At 72.4% G+C, this 15,862-nt stretch carries 15 protein-coding genes; 10 read left to right on the forward strand and 5 right to left on the reverse strand.

The window, feature by feature from the left end:
• Positions 1–142: 142 nt before the first annotated feature.
• The 5 genes from LQ940_RS05750 (at position 143) to clpX (ending at position 4,639) form a co-directional block, all read left to right on the forward strand.
• Complete coding sequence (locus LQ940_RS05750) at positions 143–1,339, forward strand: GPI inositol-deacylase (RefSeq protein WP_231242006.1); 1,197 nt, start codon at positions 143–145, stop codon at positions 1,337–1,339.
• A gap of 55 nt (positions 1,340–1,394) precedes the next feature.
• Positions 1,395–1,865, forward strand: a complete 471-nt coding sequence (locus LQ940_RS05755; RefSeq protein WP_231365075.1) for an SRPBCC family protein — start codon at positions 1,395–1,397, stop codon at positions 1,863–1,865.
• 125 nt (positions 1,866–1,990) lie between these two features.
• On the forward strand, positions 1,991–2,596 hold the full coding sequence (locus LQ940_RS05760; RefSeq protein WP_091027005.1) for an ATP-dependent Clp protease proteolytic subunit: 606 nt from the start codon (positions 1,991–1,993) through the stop codon (positions 2,594–2,596).
• A gap of 4 nt (positions 2,597–2,600) precedes the next feature.
• Positions 2,601–3,212 carry an ATP-dependent Clp protease proteolytic subunit gene (locus tag LQ940_RS05765; RefSeq protein WP_231242005.1) on the forward strand — a complete coding sequence of 204 codons (612 nt, stop codon included), beginning with the start codon at positions 2,601–2,603 and terminating at the stop codon, positions 3,210–3,212.
• Positions 3,213–3,358: 146 nt separating this feature from the next.
• Positions 3,359–4,639, forward strand: a complete 1,281-nt coding sequence (clpX, locus tag LQ940_RS05770) for an ATP-dependent Clp protease ATP-binding subunit ClpX (RefSeq protein WP_231242004.1) — start codon at positions 3,359–3,361, stop codon at positions 4,637–4,639.
• Positions 4,640–4,890: 251 nt separating this feature from the next.
• Here the strand turns inward: clpX and valS are convergent, their stop codons facing one another.
• On the reverse strand, positions 4,891–7,512 hold the full coding sequence (valS, locus tag LQ940_RS05775) for a valine--tRNA ligase (RefSeq protein ID WP_231242003.1): 2,622 nt from the start codon (positions 7,510–7,512) through the stop codon (positions 4,891–4,893).
• Positions 7,513–7,586: 74 nt separating this feature from the next.
• Between valS and LQ940_RS05780 the strand changes: the two genes are divergently transcribed.
• Positions 7,587–8,474 (forward strand): GNAT family N-acetyltransferase, encoded by an 888-nt coding sequence (locus LQ940_RS05780; protein WP_231242002.1) that lies wholly within the window; start codon positions 7,587–7,589, stop codon positions 8,472–8,474.
• Positions 8,475–8,490: 16 nt separating this feature from the next.
• On the opposite strand, the gene LQ940_RS05785 is transcribed toward LQ940_RS05780, so the two are convergent.
• Complete coding sequence (locus LQ940_RS05785) at positions 8,491–9,600, reverse strand: NAD(P)-dependent alcohol dehydrogenase (RefSeq protein WP_231242001.1); 1,110 nt, start codon at positions 9,598–9,600, stop codon at positions 8,491–8,493.
• 66 nt (positions 9,601–9,666) lie between these two features.
• On the opposite strand from LQ940_RS05785, the gene folC reads away from it, so the two are divergent.
• Complete coding sequence (gene folC / locus LQ940_RS05790) at positions 9,667–11,040, forward strand: bifunctional tetrahydrofolate synthase/dihydrofolate synthase (RefSeq protein WP_231242000.1); 1,374 nt, start codon at positions 9,667–9,669, stop codon at positions 11,038–11,040.
• Positions 11,037–11,429 carry a DUF4233 domain-containing protein gene (locus tag LQ940_RS05795; protein ID WP_231241999.1) on the forward strand — a complete coding sequence of 131 codons (393 nt, stop codon included), beginning with the start codon at positions 11,037–11,039 and terminating at the stop codon, positions 11,427–11,429. Before folC ends, LQ940_RS05795 begins: the two co-directional genes overlap by 4 nt.
• A gap of 2 nt (positions 11,430–11,431) precedes the next feature.
• Here LQ940_RS05795 and LQ940_RS05800 read toward each other — a convergent pair whose 3' ends face one another.
• The 3 genes from LQ940_RS05800 to pdxR are packed head-to-tail and all read right to left on the reverse strand — an operon-like array spanning position 11,432 to position 14,662.
• Positions 11,432–11,935 carry a SigE family RNA polymerase sigma factor gene (locus tag LQ940_RS05800; protein ID WP_231241998.1) on the reverse strand — a complete coding sequence of 168 codons (504 nt, stop codon included), beginning with the start codon at positions 11,933–11,935 and terminating at the stop codon, positions 11,432–11,434.
• Positions 11,922–13,295 carry a hypothetical protein gene (locus tag LQ940_RS05805; protein ID WP_231241997.1) on the reverse strand — a complete coding sequence of 458 codons (1,374 nt, stop codon included), beginning with the start codon at positions 13,293–13,295 and terminating at the stop codon, positions 11,922–11,924. The genes LQ940_RS05800 and LQ940_RS05805 overlap by 14 nt, the downstream gene beginning before the upstream one ends.
• A gap of 11 nt (positions 13,296–13,306) precedes the next feature.
• Positions 13,307–14,662 (reverse strand): MocR-like pyridoxine biosynthesis transcription factor PdxR, encoded by a 1,356-nt coding sequence (gene pdxR, locus LQ940_RS05810; protein ID WP_231241996.1) that lies wholly within the window; start codon positions 14,660–14,662, stop codon positions 13,307–13,309.
• 67 nt (positions 14,663–14,729) lie between these two features.
• Here pdxR and LQ940_RS05815 point away from each other — a divergent pair, with 67 nt between their 5' ends.
• Positions 14,730–15,401 carry a pyridoxamine 5'-phosphate oxidase family protein gene (locus tag LQ940_RS05815; RefSeq protein ID WP_231241995.1) on the forward strand — a complete coding sequence of 224 codons (672 nt, stop codon included), beginning with the start codon at positions 14,730–14,732 and terminating at the stop codon, positions 15,399–15,401.
• 18 nt (positions 15,402–15,419) lie between these two features.
• Positions 15,420–15,833 carry a nucleoside-diphosphate kinase gene (ndk, locus tag LQ940_RS05820; protein WP_231241994.1) on the forward strand — a complete coding sequence of 138 codons (414 nt, stop codon included), beginning with the start codon at positions 15,420–15,422 and terminating at the stop codon, positions 15,831–15,833.
• Positions 15,834–15,862 lie beyond the last annotated feature (29 nt).

Below are 15,862 nucleotides of genomic sequence, written 5' to 3' on the forward strand. Positions count from 1 at the left end.
CTGCCCGAGCGCGACCCCGATCCGCAACACCCACGCACCCTGCTCCGTCCGGTCCGCCGGCGGACAGGGTGCGTGCGTGTCTGCGGTGCGACACCCCGCCAGGTGAGTGCACAACTGTTCACCGCGCGCCTATGATCGGGCCATGACGGACCTCTCCCGCTCCGGCGCGTCCGCTGGTCCCGGCGTGCTCGACGCGCTCTCGCTGCTCTCCGAGGTGGCCGAGGAGCTGGTCGTCAAGAGCGCGCGCGACACCCACTTCGCCGTGGCGGACCGGGTCGGCCGGGTTGCCCGCCGTGGCACCGGCGGGGCGTCCACCGTGCCCGGCCTCGTGCACCGCGGCATCGCCGGAGCCGTGTACGGCGCTCTGGGGGCGGGCCTGCGGGCGGCGTCGCTCGGCCTGGACCGGCTGGGCGCCACCGGCGCCGGTCCGCGGCTGGAGGACGGTCCGCGCGGGCGCTTCGTCAGCTCCTCGGTCAACGGCCTGATCGGCGACCGGCTCGTCCGGGAGCGCCCGCACCTGGCGATCCCCATGGCGGTGCGTGCGGGCGGTCGGGACGTCGAGCCGACCCCGGAGGGTCTCGGCACGGCCTACCCGGATCCCTCCGGCCGCCTGGTCGTCTTCCTGCACGGCCTGTGCGAGAACGAGTCCTACTGGGACCTCCACCGCGAGCGCACCGGCACGACGTACCCGGAGTCGGTGGCGGCGCTCGGCTGGAGCCCGGTGCTGCTGCGGGCCAACACCGGGCTGTCGCTGCGCGAGAACGGCGTGGCGCTCTCGGCCCTGATGCAGCGACTCGTCGACGCGTGGCCGGTGCCGGTCACCCGGGTGGCCCTGGTCGGACACTCCCTCGGCGGCCTGGTGATCCGCGCGTCGGGTGCGGTCGCGGCCGAGGCGCCGGGGTCGGGGGAGCCGTGGACGCAGCGGATCAGCGACGTGGTCACGCTCGGCACGCCCCACCTGGGCGCCCCGATCGCCTGGGGCATCGGTCACGGCAGCCGGGGGCTGTCCCGCCTGCCCGAGACCGCGGCCTTCGGGCGGATCCTGGACTGGCGCTCCGTGGGCGTCCACGACCTCGTCGCCGGCCTGGCCGAGGACGTGCCCCCGCTGCCGCACGCGCGCTACCGGCTGGTTTCGGCGACGCTCACCGAGTCCCAGCGCCATCCGGTCGGCCACGTCGTGGGGGACCTGCTGGTGCGGCCGCGCTCGGCCTACGGGCGCGACAAGCGCGGCGGCGAGCTGTTCCCCGGCGCCGAGGTCCTGCACCTGGGCCGCACCGACCACTTCGGGCTGCTCAACCACCCCCAGGTGCACGCCGCGCTCGAGCGCTGGCTGGCGTGAGCACGAGGGTGCCGGCGTCCCCGGCTCCGGGGTGCCGGTCTGCGAGGATTGGCGCGTGACCGACCCGGCGGACCGCGAGCTCCGCGCCGAGGCGGTCGTCCACGCGGCGCCGGAGCGCCTCTGGGCGCTGCTCCGGGACGTGACCCAGATGGCCCGCTGGAGCCCGGAGCTCGTGCGGATGGTCGCGCTGAGGCCGGGTGGCCTTCGGGTCGGGCAGTCCTACCTGGGGATCAATCGCCGCAAGGCGGTCGTGTGGCCGACCAGGTCGGTCGTCGCCGTCCTCGAGCCCGGGCGGAGGCTCGCGTGGGACACCCGCTCGAGCGGGGCGCGGTGGGTCTGGGAGATCGCACCCGAGGGCGAGGGCACCCGGGTGGTCCACCGGCGGCCGGTCCCAGGGGCGCTCACGCTGACCAGCCGGCTGTTCGCCCCGGTGTTCCTGGGCGGGTCCGCCGGGCACGCCGACGAGCTCGAGCAGGGGATGGCCGAGACGGTGGCGCGGCTCAAGGCCGCGGCCGAGTCCTCCTGAGCGGACCCGAGAATCCGCTGTCGGCGAACAGGGGGGCGATGCCCGTGGAACTGTCGGCGCTTCGGGCTAGTGTCGGCGACGTGAACCAGAACCCCAGTCTCGCCTCCGAGCCGTCCGGCCCCTTGATGGGCGGCGGCGGGGGGCTCAACGTCCTCGACGACCACATCTACCAACGGCTGCTGCGTGAGCGCATCGTGTTCCTCGGCTCCGAGGTGCGCGACCAGAACGCCAACGCGATCTGCGCCCAGCTGCTGCTGCTCTCGGCGGAGGACCCGGAGACGGACATCTTCCTCCACATCAACAGCCCCGGCGGCTCGGTCGACGCCGGCATGGCGATCTACGACACGATGAACTACATCCCCAACGACGTGGCGACGGTGGGCATGGGCCTGGCCGCCTCGATGGGGCAGTTCCTGCTGTGCGCCGGCGCCAAGGGCAAGCGCTACGCGCTCCCGCACGCGCGGATCATGATGCACCAGCCCTCCTCGGGCATGGGCGGCTCCGCCTCCGACATCAAGATCCAGGCCCAGCAGTCGCTGCACATCAAGAAGGTGCTGCTCGAGCTCATCGCCGAGCACACCGGCCAGACGGTCGAGCAGATCGAGAACGACGCCGACCGCGACCGCTGGTTCACCGCCGAGCAGGCACTTGAGTACGGCCTGGTCGACCAGGTCATCAAGAGCGCCCGTGAAGCCGCCGACGACGGCCGCCCGGCGCGGCAGAAGGACTGACGAGATGAACTACTACATCCCCCAGTGGGAAGAGCGCACGTCCTACGGCTTCCGGCGGATCGACCCCTACGCCAAGCTGTTCGAGGAGCGGATCATCTTCCTCGGCACGCCGATCTCCGACGACATCGCCAACGCCGTCATGGCCCAGCTGATGTGCCTGGAGTCGATGAACCCCGACCAGGACATCCAGATCTACATCAACAGCCCCGGTGGCTCCTTCACCGCGCTGACGGCCATCTACGACACGATGCGCTTCATCACCCCCGACGTGCAGACCGTGTGCCTGGGCCAGGCGGCCTCGGCCGCCGCGATCCTGCTCGCGGCCGGCGCCCCCGGCAAGCGCATGGCGCTGCCCAACAGCCGGATCCTGATCCACCAGCCCTACACCGAGGGCACGTTCGGCCAGACCTCCGACATCGAGATCCAGGCCAACGAGATCCTGCGGATGCGCGAGCTGCTGGAGAAGATGATCAGCGAGCACTCCGGCCGCTCGATCGAGGAGGTCAGCCGCGACATCGAGCGCGACAAGATCCTCACCGCCGAGCAGGCCATCGAGTACGGCCTGATCGACACGGTGCTCGACTCGCGCAAGGCCTCGACGCTCGCCCTGACCTGACCCCTGAACCGACCACCCCACCTGACCGGCGGTCCAACTCGTCGGGAGGCATCTCGTGTCCGGCCCCCTCATGGGGGGCGGCACGGGGTACCTTCTGATGGTTTGCATCGTGGCACTGCACAACCCGCGTCGAAGGAGATGACCCCGTGGCTCGCATCGGTGACGGAGGCGACCTGCTGAAGTGCTCTTTCTGTGGAAAGAGCCAGAAGCAGGTCAAGAAGCTGATCGCAGGCCCCGGGGTCTACATCTGCGACGAGTGCATCGACCTGTGCAACGAGATCATCGAGGAGGAGCTGAGCGAGGGCACCGAGGTCAGCCTCGACGAGCTGCCCAAGCCGAAGGAGATCTTCGACTTCCTCAACTCCTACGTCATCGGCCAGGAGCAGGCGAAGAAGTCGCTCGCGGTGGCGGTCTACAACCACTACAAGCGGGTCGGGGCGGGTCTGCAGCCCATCGCCGGCAAGCACAGCAAGGACGAGGTCGTCGAGGTCGCCAAGAGCAACATCCTGGTGATCGGGCCCACCGGCTGCGGCAAGACCTACCTCGCGCAGACGCTGGCCCGGATGCTCAACGTGCCGTTCGCGATCGCCGACGCCACCGCCCTCACCGAGGCCGGCTACGTCGGTGAGGACGTCGAGAACATCCTGCTCAAGCTGATCCAGGCGGCCGACTACGATGTCAAGAAGGCCGAGACGGGCATCATCTACATCGACGAGATCGACAAGGTGGCCCGCAAGGCCGAGAACCCCTCGATCACTCGCGACGTCTCCGGCGAGGGCGTGCAGCAGGCGCTGCTGAAGATCATCGAGGGCACCACCGCCTCGGTACCGCCGCAGGGCGGGCGCAAGCACCCGCACCAGGAGTTCATCCAGATCGACACCACCAACATCCTGTTCGTGGTCGGCGGTGCCTTCGCCGGGCTGGAGCACATCATCGAGCAGCGCGTCGGCAAGAAGAACCTCGGCTTCACCGCCGAGGTCCGCACCGCCGCCGAGCGCGACGCCGAGGACCTCCTCTCGATGGTGCGCCCCGAGGACCTCACGAAGTTCGGGCTGATCCCCGAGTTCATCGGTCGGCTGCCGCTGATCGCCAGCGTGACCAAGCTCGACCAGGCAGCGCTGGTGCAGATCCTCACCGAGCCGCGCAACGCGCTGATCAAGCAGTACCAGAAGCTCTTCGAGCTCGACGGCGTCGACCTGGAGTTCACCGAGGACGCCGTCGCCGCCATCGCCGACCACGCCATGGAGCGCGGCACCGGCGCCCGCGGCCTGCGCGCGATCATCGAGGAGGTCCTCCTCCACGTCATGTACGACGTCCCGTCCCGCGGCGACATCGCCAAGGTGATCGTCACCGCCGAGGTCGTCAACGACGACGTCGCGCCGACCCTGGTCCCCCGCGAGCCCGAGAAGAAGAAGAAGTCCGCCTGAACGGTGGAGGCGACTTCGTCGCCGCCACCGTTCCAAGGCGGAGGTCGACCGGCGCGCGCGAGCGACGAAGGAGCTCGCGACCGCGCCTGTCGAGACCCGGCGAGCTAGGGCAGCAGGTCAGGGATGGGGCGGTCTCGACGTGCGCTCAGGCCCCAGACGGCCTTCGCTGCTCGACCACCGGGGCCGCTCACCGCTGACCCGTCAGAAACTTTCTGACGGGTCAGCGGTGGTTTCGTGCAGTTGGTGACGGGTCAGTCGGTGGGAGCCAGCTCCGCGTCGACCTTGAGCTCGGTGCCCTCGGTGCCGTCGGTGGTGGTGAAGACCAGGTCGCCGGTGATCTTGCCGGCCGCGCGCAGGTCGGGAGCGGCGAGCTCGGCGGCGCGCACCAGGGCCTCGGGACCCGAGATCTCCACCCGGGAGAGCTCGGCGCGCATCGAGACCTTGGCCTGCGACTTGGCGCCGCGGATGCCGATCAGTGCCGAGGCGACGGCGTCGACGGCGGCGGGGTCGAAGGCGGCGGCCGAGCCCAGCTCCGAGACGGCCGGCCAGGTGCTGCGGTGCACCGAGCCGGGCTGCCACCAGGACCAGACCTCCTCGGTGACGTAGGGCAGGAACGGCGCGAGCAGGCGCAGCTGGACCTGGAGGGCCAGGGCGAGGGTGGCGCGGGCCGACTCGGTGGGGGCGCCGCCGTCCTCGCGGTAGGCGCGCTCCTTGACCAGCTCGACGTAGTCGTCGCAGAACTCCCAGAAGAACTTCTCGCTCACCTCGAGCGCGGTGGTGTAGTCGAACGCGTCGAAGGCGTCGGTCGCCTTGGTGACCACCGTGGCGAGCCGCGCGAGCAGCGCGCAGTCGATCGGCTCGGTGACCTCGACCGGGTTGACCGAGCTCGCACCGATGCTGGACAGCACGAACTTCGAGACGTTGAGCAGCTTCATGGCCAGCCGTCGGCCGACCTTCATCTGCGTCTCGTCGAACGGCGAGTCCAGGCCGGGGCGGGCGATGGCGGCGCGCCAGCGGACGGCGTCCGCGCCGTACTTGTCGAGGATCTGGTCGGGGACGACGACGTTGCCCTTGGACTTCGACATCTTCTTGCGGTCCGGGTCGACGATGAAGCCCGAGATCAGCGCGTGGCTCCACGGCGCCACGCCGTTCTCGAAGTGGGCGCGGACGATGCGCGCGAACAGCCAGGTGCGGATGATGTCGTGGGCCTGGGTGGCCAGGTCCATCGGGAAGACGCGCTGCCACAGGTCGTCGTCGGACCCCCAGCCGCCGGCGATGTGGGGCGTGAGCGAGGACGTCGCCCAAGTGTCCATCACGTCCGGGTCGCCGACGAAGCCGCCCGGCTTGCCGCGCTGCTCCTCGGTGTAGCCGCCGGGCGCCTGCGTCGAGGGGTCCACCGGGAGCTCGGCCTCGCTCGGCATCAGCGGGTGGGCGTAGTCCGGCTCGTCGTCCTCGGAGAGGGGGTACCAGACCGGGAAGGGGATCCCGAAGAACCGCTGCCGCGAGATCAGCCAGTCGCCGTTGAGCCCGTTCACCCAGTTGTCGTAGCGGTGGCGCATGTGGGGAGGCAGCCACTGGATCTCCGCGCCCCGCTCGATCATCTCGGCGCGCAGGGCGGCGTCGCGGCCGCCGTTGCGGATGTACCACTGGCGGGTGGCCACGATCTCGAGCGGCTTGTCGCCGCGCTCGTAGAAGTTGGCCATGCGCTGGGTGGGGACCGGGTCGCCGACCAGGTCGCCGCTCTCGCGCAGCAGCCCGACCATCGCCTCACGAGCGGAGAACACGGTCTTGCCGGCCAGCTCGGCGTACGCCGTTGCGGCCGGCTCGTGCGCCAGCCACTCGGGCGTCTCGCGCAGGAGGCGGCCGTCACGACCGATGACGGTGCGGACCGGCAGGTTCAGCTCGCGCCACCAGGTGACGTCGGTCAGGTCGCCGAAGGTGCAGCACATCGCGATGCCGGCGCCCTTGTCCATCTCGGCGGCCGGGTGGGCGACGACGGGGACCTCCACGCCGAAGACCGGCGAGGTGACCGTCGTGCCGAACAGCGGCTGGTAGCGCTCGTCGTCGGGGTGGGCGATCAGGGCCACGACGCTGGGGATCAGCTCGGGGCGGGTGGTCTCGATCGCGACCGTCTCGCCGTCGGGACGGTGATAGGTGACGCGGTGGTAGGCGCCGGCGTAGTCGCGGGCCTCCAGCTCGGCCTGGGCGACCGCGGTCTGGAAGGTGACGTCCCAGAGGGTCGGCGCCTCCTGCAGGTAGGCCTCGCCGCGCGCGAAGTTGCGTAGGAAGGCGGTCTGGCTGACCTTCTGCGCCCGGGGACCGATCGTGGTGTAGGTCTGCTTCCAGTCGACCGACAGCCCGAGCGTGCGCCACAGCGACTCGAAGACCTTCTCGTCCTCCTCCACCAGCCGCTCGCACAGCTCGACGAAATTGGGTCGGCTGATGGGGACCTGGCGCTTGGGGTCCGGCTTCTCCGGCGGCGTGAAGCCGGCGTCGTAGGGCAGCGAGGGGTCGCAGCGCACGCCGAAGAAGTTCTGCACCCGGCGCTCGGTGGGCAGCCCGTTGTCGTCCCAGCCCATCGGGTAGAAGACCGACTTGCCGCGCATCCGCTGGTAGCGGGCGATGAGGTCGGTGTGGGTGTAGGAGAAGACGTGGCCCACGTGCAGGCTCCCGCTCACCGTGGGCGGCGGGGTGTCGATCGAGAAGACGTTGTCGCGGGGCTGGGTGCGGTCGAAGGCGTAGGTCTGGTCGGCCTTCCAGCGCGCGGCCCACTTGTCCTCGAGACCCTCGAGCGCCGGCTTCTCCGGTACGACGACCGCGCCGCTGTCGCTGCGCGTCGTGTCCGGGGCCTGGGTGTCGATGATCTCGGTCATGGTGCAAATCCTAGTGCCGGTCGTCACTCGGCCCTCCGGTGGTCGGCGGGCCCGGGCGGATGCGAGGGTGGAGCGTGCCCGACCTGGAGCTCTACGTCGACCCCGCCGCCTTCCTCCGGGACGCCGGCGCGCTGCTCGCGGCCGACCCGGTGGTGGCGACCGTGGTGTCGACCGTGACCCACCGGATCGCCGACGCGGACCGTCGCGGGGAGGTGCGCGGCGACTACCCGCACTGGTGGCTGGCCGTCCGTGAGGACGAGCAGGTCGTCGGCGTCGCCATGCGCACGGCGCCGTTCGCGCCCTACCCCCCGTACGTGCTGCCGATGCCGCAGGAGGCGGCCCGCGAGCTCGCCCGGATGCTGCACGCCCGCGGCGAGGAGGTGCTCGCCGTCAACGGCGCGCTGCCCGCCGCGCAGGAGGTCGCCGAGGAGACGGCCCGGCTGGTGGGGGGCACGGCACAGGTCCACGAGCGGATGCGGCTGTGGGAGGCGACCGAGGTGGTCGCGCCCCCGCAGCCGGCGGGCCGGCTCCGCGCGGCCCGAGCCGAGGACACCGACCTGGCCACCCGCTGGTGGAACGCGTTCGCCACGGACGCCGCCGAGCAGGCCGGGCGCTCCGCCGAGTCAGCGACGGGGGAGTACCTCGAGGAGCGCGAGATGGCGCGCCGGGTCGAGGAGGGCCTGGTCTGGCTCTGGGAGGACGAGTCCGGCCGAGTCGTCCACCTGACCGCCCACAACCCGCCGGCCTACGGCGTCGCGCGCGTCGGCCCGGTCTACACGCCCCGTGAGGCGAGAGGGCGCGGGTACGCCAGCGCCGCGGTCGCCGCAGTCACCCAGCGGCTGCTCGACACGGGCGCGCGAGCCTGCCTGTTCACCGACCTGGACAACTCGACGTCGAACAAGATCTACGAGGCCGTCGGCTACCGGCCGGTCGTCGACATGGCCAACCTGCGCATCGACTAGTCGCACCCGTGGGTTGTCACCAGACCAGGACCGGCTTGACGATCCTCCCGGCGGTCACGTCCTCGATGGCGGCGCCGATCTCGGCGAACGGGTAGCTCACCACGAGGTCGTCCACGTCGAAGCGCCCGGCGCGGTTGAGCTCGATCAGCCGCGGCACCATCTCCAGCGGGTCGGAGTCGCCCTCGACGCTGCCGCGAATCACCTTGCCGTTCTGCATGAGGTCGATCGCGTCGACGGGGAACTCCGGCGCCCCGAGCCCGAGCACCACCAGCTGCCCACGCGCGGCGAGCGACTGGGCGGCCTGCCTGAGCACCTCGGGTACGGCGGTCGTGTCGACCGCCCCGGTGGCCCCGCCGCCGGTGAGCTCCTTGACCCGCTCGACCACCTGGGTGCCGAGGTCGTTCGGCTCGAGCCGGGAGGGGTCGACCCCGACGGCGCCGTAGCGGGCGGCGACCTCGAGCCGGCTGGGCATCAGGTCGACCGCGACGATCGTGGCGACGCCCTCGGCCTGCGCCGCCGCGATCGCCGCCAAGCCGACCGCACCGACGCCGTAGACGACCAGGCTGTCCTCGGGCCCGGGCTTCAGCACGTTGAGCACCGCCCCGGCGCCGGTCTGGAAGCCGCAGCCGTAGGGGGCGATCCTGGTCAGGTCCAGGCTCTTGTCGACGACCACGCAGTTGTCGGCGTACGCCAGCGCGTGCTGGGCGAAGCTGGACTGGCCGAAGAACGAGCCGAACACCGGCGAGCCGTCGCGCGACATCGTCGTCGAGCCGTCCATGCGCATGCCCAGGTAGTTGAGGAACAAGCTGGAGTCGCAGTAGCCGACCAGGCCCGCCTCGCAGCGCGGGCAGGCGCGGCACGAGCGCAGGCTCAGCACCACGTGGTCGCCCACCTCGATGCCGTCGACGTCCGCGCCGACCTCCTCGACGACGCCGGCGCCCTCGTGGCCGAACACATTCGGGAACATCTCGGCCGGCAGCATCGTGCGCATCGTGATGTCGGTGTGGCACAGGCCGGTGGCCACGATGCGCACCAGCACCTCGTCGGCGCGCGGGCCGTCGAGGTCGACCTCCTCGAAGGCGAAGTCCTGCCCTGGCGCGTGGACGACGGCGACCGTGGTTCTCATGGCGAGCACACTAGAACCTGTTCCAGTCCGGGGTCGAGGAAGCGCGATCCCTAGACTCGACACGAGATGACTGACACCCCGCACGAGACCCCCGACTCACCCCGCCTGGCCGAGACGTTCGCCGAGGTGGAGGACGCGCTGCTGTCGCGCTGGCCCGAGACCCGCCTGGAGCCGTCGCTGGACCGGATCCGCGCGTTCGCCGAGCTGCTCGGCGACCCCCAGGCGTCGTACCCGGTCATCCACCTGACCGGCACCAACGGCAAGACCAGCACCGCGCGGATGATCGACACCCTGCTGCGCGCCCTCGACCTGCGCACGGGGCGATTCACCTCCCCGCACGTCGAGCGGATGAGCGAGCGGATCAGCGTCGACGGCGAGCCCCTCGACGACGAGGCGTTCGTACGCGCGTTCAACGACGTCGCGCCGTTCACCCACCTGGTCGACGAGTCCGAGGCGCACCCGCTGTCCTTCTTCGAGACCGTGGTCGGCATGGCCTTCGCTGCCTTCGCCGACGCCCCGGTCGACGTGGCCGTGGTCGAGGTCGGCATGGGCGGCTCGTGGGACGCGACCAACGTCGCGGACGCGACCGTCGCGGTGGTGCTGCCGATCGCGGTCGACCACGCGCAGTACCTCGGCGACTCGCCGGTCGACATCGCCGTCGAGAAGGCCGGGATCATCAAGCCGGGCTCGCTGGCCGTGCTCGCACAGCAGACCCCCGACGTCGCCCAGGTGCTGCTCGCCCGCGCGGTCGAGGTCGGCGCGACGGTCGTCCGCGAGGGCATGGAGTTCGGCGTGATCTCGCGGGTGCCCGCGGTCGGTGGCCAGGTGGTGTCCTTCCAGGGCCTGCGCGGGCGCTACGACGAGGTGTTCCTGCCGCTGTACGGCGCGCACCAGGCGCAGAACGCCGCGGTCGCCCTGGCCGCGGTCGAGGCGTTCGCCGGCGACCAGCCGCTCGACGCCGAGCTCGTGGCCGCTGCCTTCGCCGAGGTGACCTCGCCGGGCCGGCTCGAGGTCGTGCGCCGCAGCCCCACGATCGTCCTGGACGCGGCGCACAACCCGGCCGGCGCCGAGGCGGTGGCCGACGCGCTGGACGACTCGTTCGCGTTCTCGCCCCTGATCGGCGTCGTGGGAGTCATGGCAGACAAGGACCACACCGGGATGCTGTCGGCATTCGAGCCGCACTTCGCCCACATCGTCTGCACCCAGAACTCCTCCTCCCGGTCGCTGCCGGCCGACAAGCTCGCGGAGGTCGCCATCGAGATCTTCGGCGAGGACCGGGTCTCCGTGGAGCCGCGGCTGGCCGACGCGATCGACCTCGCCGCGGGACTCGCGGAGAACGGCGAGTCCGCGGGCGACTCCATCGGCTCCGGCGCGGTCCTCGTGACCGGCTCGGTCGTGACCGTCGGCGAGGCCCGGTCCCTGGTGAGGCGGCGCTCGTGAGCCAGCGCGGCCGGTCGCCCCGGCGCGGCATGTGCGCGGCGGTGCTGAGCCTCGAGGCGATCACCCTCGGCCTCACCACCCCGGTCATGATCACGATCGCCGACGTCGACGTCGCCACCGCGCTGGCCGTCGGCGTCGGGCTGATGCTGGCCTGCCTGCTGGTGGCCGGCATGCTCCGCGGGGAGTGGGCCTACGGCCTGGGCTGGGCGATCCAGGTCGCCGCGGTCGGCCTCGGCTTCGTGGTCCCGCTGATGTTCGTCCTCGGGGGGATCTTCGCGCTGCTGTGGGGCACGGCGTACCTCCTCGGGCGCAAGATCGAGCGCGAGCGCGCGGCGGCGTACGCCGCACTCGACGCCCAGATCGCCGCCGAGGGCGACGACCAGGCCTGACCTCACCCGTCGCGGACCGGCTCCTCCTCCAGGGTGAGCGCATGGCGCAGGCGCGCGAGCGCCTCGCGCGCGTGGGACTTCACCGTCCCCACCGAGATGCCGAGCAGCCGGGCGGTCTCGCGCTCGGTGAGGTCGTCGAAGTAGCGCAGCACGACCACCGCCCGCTGGCGCGGTGACAGCGCCTGCAGCGCCCGCGCCAGCTCGAGCCGGCGGTCGTGGGCGTCGGACTCGTCGCTCGTGGCCGGCTCCACCGGGAGCGCGGTCAGCGTCTCGCGCCACCGCCGGGCCCGCCACCGGTCCACGGACTCGCGCGCCATGATCCGCCGCACGTAGGGCTCCGGTCGGTCGGAGAGGCGGCGCCAGTGCGGGTAGGCCTTCGCGAGCGAGACCTGCAGCAGGTCCTCGGCGTCGTCGGGGTGGCCGGTGAGCAGGTACGCCGTGCGCAGCAGCGCCGCGCGCCGCGCGGTCACGAACTCCTCGAACGAGATGTCCTCAGGCGGGGGCACGGCGCCGCCAGATGGTCAGGACGAGGGCGCCCGCCAGCAGCACGCCGGCCGCGAGGCCGGTGCTCACCCGGGGGTCCCAGGGGTGCGGCGGCTCCGGTGCCGTGATCGTCGGGTGGTCGAACAGGTCGGTGGCGTAGTGGTCGGAGAGGAAGTTCGCCCGCCGCTCGACCGAGCTCGTGAGCACCTGCTTCTCACCGGTGCGGACGTCGACGACGACCAGGCGCGGGCTGTGCCACGACGAGGCGTCGGCGGCCTGCACGAGCACGACGTGCCGGTCGTCGGTCCAGGTCACCACGTCGAAGGTGTTCTCGCTGTCGGGGACCTCCCGCATGGTGAGCCGCCCAACCTTCCCCTGGCCTCGTGACGGAAGCCGCCCGACGAGGACGGAGTTGGGGTTCGACCCGCTCACCCCTGGTTCGTCGGAGCGACCGCTCACGACCGCGACGTGAACCCCCGACGCGTCAAGGACCGGGGAGACCGACAGGTCGTCGCCGATCGTGAAGACCCGACGGGTCGACTGCGCGGCGTCGGTCACGACATACCCCGCCAGCCGCCCGGACAGGAGCACCCGATCGTCGATGGCGTCCTCGATACGCGACCCTGGTGGCAGTGCCGAGGGGGTGGGAGCGTCGTGGCCGACGCGCCAGGTCAGCCACGGCCCCTGCATCGACGTGGACTGGTCCATCTCCGGGTCCGCGTCCCCACCGACGTACTGGCCGTAGCCGAGCCACAGGGTCTCTCGGTCCGACCAGATCAGGCCGTCGGGCATCACGCCGTGGTCGGTCTCGATCTGGTGCCGTTGCACGTCTCCCGTGGCGGAGTCGTAGACCGCCACCCCGGCCACGGGGCCGCTGTCGGAGTCGGGTGAGAGCCGGGTGTCGCCGGTGGTCCAGTACGCCACCCGTCGGCCGTCGGGGGAGATCGCAGCGCCGTGCAGCTCGTGCGGGACCGGGTCGGGCAGGTCGAGGAAGCGGTAGGCGCCGGTGGTGGCCGAGACACCGACGAGGCCGGTGTCGGTGGTGGTCCAGGTCTTCCGCTCGGCGGGCAGGATCGCGGCGAGGACGCCGAGCGGTGTGTCCCCGGTGCCGGGCAGCCACGGGCTGGGCTCGTACAGCTCGGCGGGCAAGCCCGTGGGCGCGTCCGCGGGTGCGGGCTCGACCTCGCCGCCGGACCGGGAGAGGGTTACGCCGAGGATCGCCGCGAGCGCGGCCGCGGACGCCACGAGCGTGGCCACGGTCCCGACCCGCCGCCGGCGGCGGTAGGCGCGGCCGCGAGCCACCGCCGCCTGCGCCGTGCCCGGGTCCGGGTGCTGCTCGCTCACCTCGGCCAGCTCGGCCAGCCGCTCGTGCAGGGTCGACATGGTCACGCTCCTCACCCGTCGCCCACTACACGGGTCGTGGAGCCGGAAAGGAGGGGGGCGAGCACGGCGAGGGCGGCGTCGAGCTCGGCGTCGGTGCAGCCGCCGAAGCCGACGATGAGCCCGTGCAGGGAGGCCGAGCGGCAGTAGTCGCTCAGCAACGGGACGTCGAAGCCGGCGCGGCGGGCGGCGGCATGGGCGCGTTCGGCGAGGTCCTGGGGGAGGACCACGGTGGCGTACATGCCGGCCACCGGCCCCTCGACGTACGGCGCCAGGGCGGCGGCGACGCGGTCGGCGCGGGCCGCGTAGGTGCGTCGCGCGGAGCGGACGACCCGGTCGACGTAGCCGTCGCGAAGCAGGGCCAGGAAGGCCCGCTGCACCGGCCAGGAGACGGCGTCGTGGGTGAGCTCGCGGTGGCGCTCGACCCGCTCGCGGAGCGCGGGCGGCGCGACCAGCCAGCCCAGCCGCAGGCTGGGGGCGACCGACTTGCTGGCCGTGCCGAGGTAGGCGACCCGGTCCCGGTCGAGGCTGGCAAGGGCGGGGATGGGCGCCACGTCGTAGCGGAACTCGGAGTCGTAGTCGTCCTCGACCACGATCGCCCCGGCGTCCCGGGCCGCGGCGAGGAGGGTAAGGCGGTCCCGCCCGGACATGGGCGGCCCGAGCGGGTGCTGGTGCGCCGGGGTGACGTAGGCGGCGACCACGGAGCCCAGGTCGGTGACGGGGGCCAGGGCCGGGAGGTCGGCGACGCCACGGCCGGCGGCGCGCACGGTCGCCACCGCGGCGCGGTAGCCGGGGTCCTCGACCGCGACGTCACCGGGCGGCAGCGCCGCGAGCAGGTGGCGCAGGCCGTCAGCGGTGCCGGCGGTGACGAGCACGTCGTCGGGGTCCACGTCGAGGCCGCGCAGGCGGCCGAGGCGGGCCGCAAGGGCGGCGCGCAGCTCCGGCAGGCCGCGCGGGTCGTCGTACCCGCGCGGCATCGTGGCCGCGCCCACCTCGCGCCACGCGCGCCGCCAGGCCGGGCGCTGGCGCGGGTCGATCCAGGGCGTGCCGGTGTCGAGCCGCAGCAGCGGGCGGGCCGCGGGAGCGGCCGGCCGGTGCGGTCCCGGGGGTGCCGCGGCGCCGCCGCCGGCCGCGACGTAGGTGCCGGAGCCGTGCCGGCCCTCGAGCCACCCCTCGGCGACGAGCTGGGCGTAGGCGTGCTCGGTGACCGACCGGGCCACTCCCAGGTCGCGCGCGAGCGCGCGGCTGCTGGGCAGCCGCGCGCCGGGCGGCAGCCGGCCGCCGGTGACCAGCGCGCGCAGGTGGGCGCTCAGCTGGGAGCCCAGGGGCACGCCGCTGGAGCGGTCCAGGTCGACGGCGAGGGCGTTCATAGTGTCCTGTCGAGATCGTGGGGGATTGGCTCCTGACGGCGGGCCACTTGCGGCCCACACTAGGACCATGACGACCCTCTCGCCCACCCCACGTACGACGGTCGCGCGCGGCCGGGACCGCGCGGTGACGGACCGCGCCGCGCTGCTGGCCCTGCTCGAGGACGCGCTCGTCGCGCACGTCGGGATCGACGTGGGCGACCACCCGGTGGTGCTGCCGGTGGCCTTCGCGGTGGACCCGGACGGACCCGACGAGGACGGCACCCTCTACATCCACGGATCGGTCGCGGCCCGGTGGCTGACCCGGTCGGAGGGGTCGACGGTGTGCGTGACCGTGACCGAGCTCGACGGGCTCGTGGCGGCCCGCTCGGCCTTCCACCACTCGATGAACTACCGCTCGGTGGTCGTCATCGGGGTGGCCCGCGTGGTGCAGGACCCCGAGGAGAAGGCACACGCGCTGAGCCTCACGGTCGACCACATGGTGCCGGGACGTGCGGCGACCCTGCGCCCCCACACCCGCAAGGAGGTCGTGGCGACCGCGGTGCTCGCGGTGCCCCTGCACGAGGCGTCGATGAAGGTGCGCGCCGGGGGCCCGGTGGACGACCCGGAGGACGTCGAGGCCGGTGTCTGGGCAGGCGTGATCCCGGTGCGTCGGGAGCTCGGTGCTCCGGTGCCCGCCCCCGAGTGTGCGACGGCGCCGCTGCCCACCGACGTGGTCCGGCGTGCCGGGCGGCTCGGGTAGGTGGCTAAGGTCGTAGGTATGACCGAGACCACTCGTACCCTCGTGCTGCTCAAGCCCGACACCGTCCGTCGAGGCCTCGTGGGTCAGGTGCTCTCGCGCTTCGAGGCCAAGGGCCTGCGGATCGTGGCGATGGAGCACCGCCACATCGACGCCTCCACGGCCGACGAGCACTACGCCGAGCACGTCGAGAAGGCCTTCTACCCGGACCTGCGCGAGTTCATCACGAGCGGCCCCCTGGTGGCCCTGGTGCTCGAGGGCGACTCCGCGGTCGAGGTGGTCCGCGCGCTCAACGGCGCCACCGACGGGCGGGCGGCCGCCCCCGGCACGATCCGCGGGGACCTGTCGCTGTCCAACCGCGAGAACCTCGTCCACGGCTCCGACTCCGACGAGTCCGCGGCGCGCGAGATCGCGATCTGGTTCCCCGGTCTCTGACCGGAGTTCTCCACAGGCCGGGAGTCCTC

The sequence above is a fragment of the Nocardioides sp. cx-173 genome, assembly GCF_021117365.1.
Lineage (GTDB): Bacteria > Actinomycetota > Actinomycetes > Propionibacteriales > Nocardioidaceae > Nocardioides.

What these genes read in the sequence shown, in the direction of transcription:
- LQ940_RS05815 (WP_231241995.1), top strand. Translation starts at nt 14,730, where the DNA reads ATGACGACCCTCTCGCCCACCCCACGTACGACGGTCGCGCGCGGCCGG.
- LQ940_RS05805 (WP_231241997.1), bottom strand. Translation starts at nt 13,295, where the DNA reads ATGTCGACCCTGCACGAGCGGCTGGCCGAGCTGGCCGAGGTGAGCGAG.
- pdxR (WP_231241996.1), bottom strand. Translation starts at nt 14,662, where the DNA reads ATGAACGCCCTCGCCGTCGACCTGGACCGCTCCAGCGGCGTGCCCCTG.
- LQ940_RS05760 (WP_091027005.1), top strand. Translation starts at nt 1,991, where the DNA reads ATGGGCGGCGGCGGGGGGCTCAACGTCCTCGACGACCACATCTACCAA.
- ndk (WP_231241994.1), top strand. Translation starts at nt 15,420, where the DNA reads ATGACCGAGACCACTCGTACCCTCGTGCTGCTCAAGCCCGACACCGTC.
- LQ940_RS05765 (WP_231242005.1), top strand. Translation starts at nt 2,601, where the DNA reads ATGAACTACTACATCCCCCAGTGGGAAGAGCGCACGTCCTACGGCTTC.
- LQ940_RS05750 (WP_231242006.1), top strand. Translation starts at nt 143, where the DNA reads ATGACGGACCTCTCCCGCTCCGGCGCGTCCGCTGGTCCCGGCGTGCTC.
- LQ940_RS05785 (WP_231242001.1), bottom strand. Translation starts at nt 9,600, where the DNA reads ATGAGAACCACGGTCGCCGTCGTCCACGCGCCAGGGCAGGACTTCGCC.
- folC (WP_231242000.1), top strand. Translation starts at nt 9,667, where the DNA reads ATGACTGACACCCCGCACGAGACCCCCGACTCACCCCGCCTGGCCGAG.
- valS (WP_231242003.1), bottom strand. Translation starts at nt 7,512, where the DNA reads ATGACCGAGATCATCGACACCCAGGCCCCGGACACGACGCGCAGCGAC.